2 protein-coding genes and 1 pseudogene are annotated in these 2,820 nt (G+C 66.0%); all 3 read left to right on the forward strand.

Features of this window, described 5'->3' with window-relative positions; genetic code table 11:
- Positions 1 to 1,317: TolC family protein (locus tag AC1D00_RS34935; protein WP_477013813.1), on the forward strand; the 1,317-nt coding region annotated here is incomplete at its 5' end.
- A gap of 13 nt (positions 1,318 to 1,330) precedes the next feature.
- Positions 1,331 to 2,668, forward strand: a complete 1,338-nt coding sequence (locus AC1D00_RS34940) for a copper oxidase (protein WP_477013814.1) — start codon at positions 1,331 to 1,333, stop codon at positions 2,666 to 2,668.
- Positions 2,669 to 2,700: 32 nt separating this feature from the next.
- Positions 2,701 to 2,820 (forward strand): annotated as a pseudogene (locus tag AC1D00_RS34945) (copper resistance protein); the annotation flags it as partial.

Here is a 2,820-nt window from a genome sequence, read left to right on the forward strand (position 1 = left end):
AGCCAGACCATCAACAAGGACGTCGCCTTCGTGCGGTCGGCCGACGGAGCCGGCGCGGTCGATGCACGCGTTCGCCTGCTGCTCTCGCGGACACTCAGCGCAGAGACCGCCGTCCAGATCGCGCTGCTCAACAACAAGGGGCTCCAAGGCGCCTATAACGAGCTGGCGCTGGCCGAGACCGAACTGGTGGAGCAGAGCCTGCCGCCCAATCCCGTGTTCTCGGTCTCGCGGATCACGGGCAATGGCGCCAGCGAGATCGAGCGCCAGGTGGTCGGCGACATCCTGGCGCTGGCGACCCTGCCGTTCCGCTCCGAGATCGCCCGCGACCGCTTCCGCCAGGCTCAATTGCGTGCGGCGCTTGCGACGCTGCGGCTCGCCGCGGACGTGCGGCGCGCTTATCTCCGCGCAGTCGCCGGCAACGAGATGGTGGTGCTGCTGACAGACGCGAAGGCAACGGCGGAATCGACCGCACAGCTTGCGGTCAAGCTCGGCGAGACCGGCTCGATCAACAAGCTCGACCAGGCCCGCGAACAGGTGTTCTACGCCGAGACCACCGGCGACCTCGCAACCGCGCGGCAGTCGGCAACCAGCGCACGCGAAAGGCTCGCGCGGCTGATGGGGCTGTGGGACGACGGCCTCGATTTCCGCCTGCCCAACCAGTTGCCGCCGCTGCCGCGCCGGCCGCAGGCACTGCCTTCGATCGAAGCCGATGCGGTTGCCCATCGCATCGACCTGCAGATCGCGCGGCTGGAGCTGACGGCGCTGGCGAAGTCGTTGAATCTCACCGAGGCGACGCGCTTCGTGACGCTGCTCGATCTCGCCGGCATCTCCCGCCGCACCCAGGATCCGGAGGGCCCGCCGTTCCGCGAACGCGGTTTTGACGTGCAGTTCCAGATTCCAATCTTCGACGGCGGCGAGGTGCGCATGCGGCAGGCGGCGGAGACCTACAACCTCGCCTTCAACCGCCTGACCGAGCGTGCCGTGAACGTGCGCTCCGAGGCGCGCGACACCTATCGCGCCTACCGGTCGACCTACGATATCGCCAGCCACTATCAGCGCGAGATCTTGCCGCTGCGCAAGATCATTACCGAGGAGATGCAGCTTCGCTTCTCCAGCATGCAGGTCGACATCTTTGCGCTGCTGACCGAAGCGCGGCAGCGCCTGGCGTCACTGCGCGGCGCCATCGACGCAAGGCAAAACTTCTTCCTCGCCCAGGCCGACCTGCAGACCGCCATCAACGGTGGCGGCGCCCCTGCGGCCGGCGGCGACAATTCAACCACCATCGCCGCGGCAGCGCCTGCCGATGGCGGCCACTGAGACGGAGGCCAGCATGTATTCCCGCCGAGGATTTTTGGGCACAGCGGCGCTTGCCAGCGCGTCGGCCATCAGCGGCCGCGTCCAGGCCGCGTCGATTCCGGAAGCACCTCATATGGACAAGGTGGTGATGCAGCCGCCGCTGCATCCGACCAGCGGCCCCGACTATCGCCCCGTGGTCACCCTGAACGGCTGGTCGCTGCCGTTCCGCATGAACGGCGACTGGAAGGAATTCCACCTCGTCGCCGAACCCGTGGTGCGCGAGTTCGCCGAAGGCATGAAGGTGAACCTGTGGGGCTATAACGGCCAGTCGCCGGGGCCGACCATCGAGGCGGTCGAGGGCGACAAGGTCCGCGTCTTCGTCACCAACAGACTGCCCGAATACACCACCGTGCACTGGCACGGCATGATCATCCCGAGCGGCATGGACGGCGTCGGCGGACTGAATCAGCCGCACATCGAGCCCGGCAAGACCTTCGTCTACGAATTCGAGATGAAGAAGAGCGGGACCTTCATGTACCACCCGCATTCCGACGAGATGGTGCAGATGGCGATGGGCATGATGGGCATGGTCGTCGTGCATCCGCGCGATCAAAGCTTCCGCCCCGTCGACCGCGACTTCGTCTTCGTGATGAGCACCTATCGCGTCGATCCCGGCACCTATCTGCCGCAGGTCAACGAGATGACCGACTTCAACATGTGGACCTGGAATTCGCGGGTGTTTCCCGGCATCGATCCCTTGCCGGTGCGGCTCGGCGACAAGGTGCGCGTGCGCATCGGCAATCTCAGCATGACCAATCATCCGATCCACCTGCACGGCCACAGCTTTGCGGTGACCTGCACCGACGGCGGCTGGATTCCGGAGAGTGCGCAATATCCGGAGACGACCACCGACGTCCCCGTGGGCGCGGTGCGCGTGTTCGACGTGCTCGCAGACAATCCCGGCGACTGGGCGTTCCACTGTCACAAGTCGCACCACACCATGAACGCGATGGGGCACGAGGTGCGCAATCTGATCGGCGTGTCGCGCAAGGATCTCGCCAAGGCCGTCGGCAAGCTCGCGCCTGATGCCATGGCGATGGGCTCGACCGGCATGGCGATGGGCAACATGGAGATGCCCGCGCCCGACAACACGCTGCCGATGATGACCGGCACCGGCCAGTTCGGTCCGATCGAGATGGGCGGCATGTTCACGGTGATGAAGATCCGCGAGGACATCGCGCGCGACGATTACCGCGATCCCGGCCCGTACAAATTCCCGCAAGGCACGGTCGCCTACGAGGTCACGCCGCCGGCCGCCGAGCCGGCGYGGCAAAAGCCCGGCGCCGCGCCGATGAAGAACATGAAGATGTGAGCGTTTCGATGAACCACCAACTGGAGACTGCAATGAAGAAGACGATCAAGCTCGCCCTCGCGCTGGCCGCGCTTTCGACCGCGCCGGCTTTCGCCCACGACCAGCACGGGCACGGGACCTTTTCCGCCGGCGAGCCCGGCGATCCCAAGAAG

This window comes from Bradyrhizobium sp. P2_E8 (assembly GCF_056403875.1).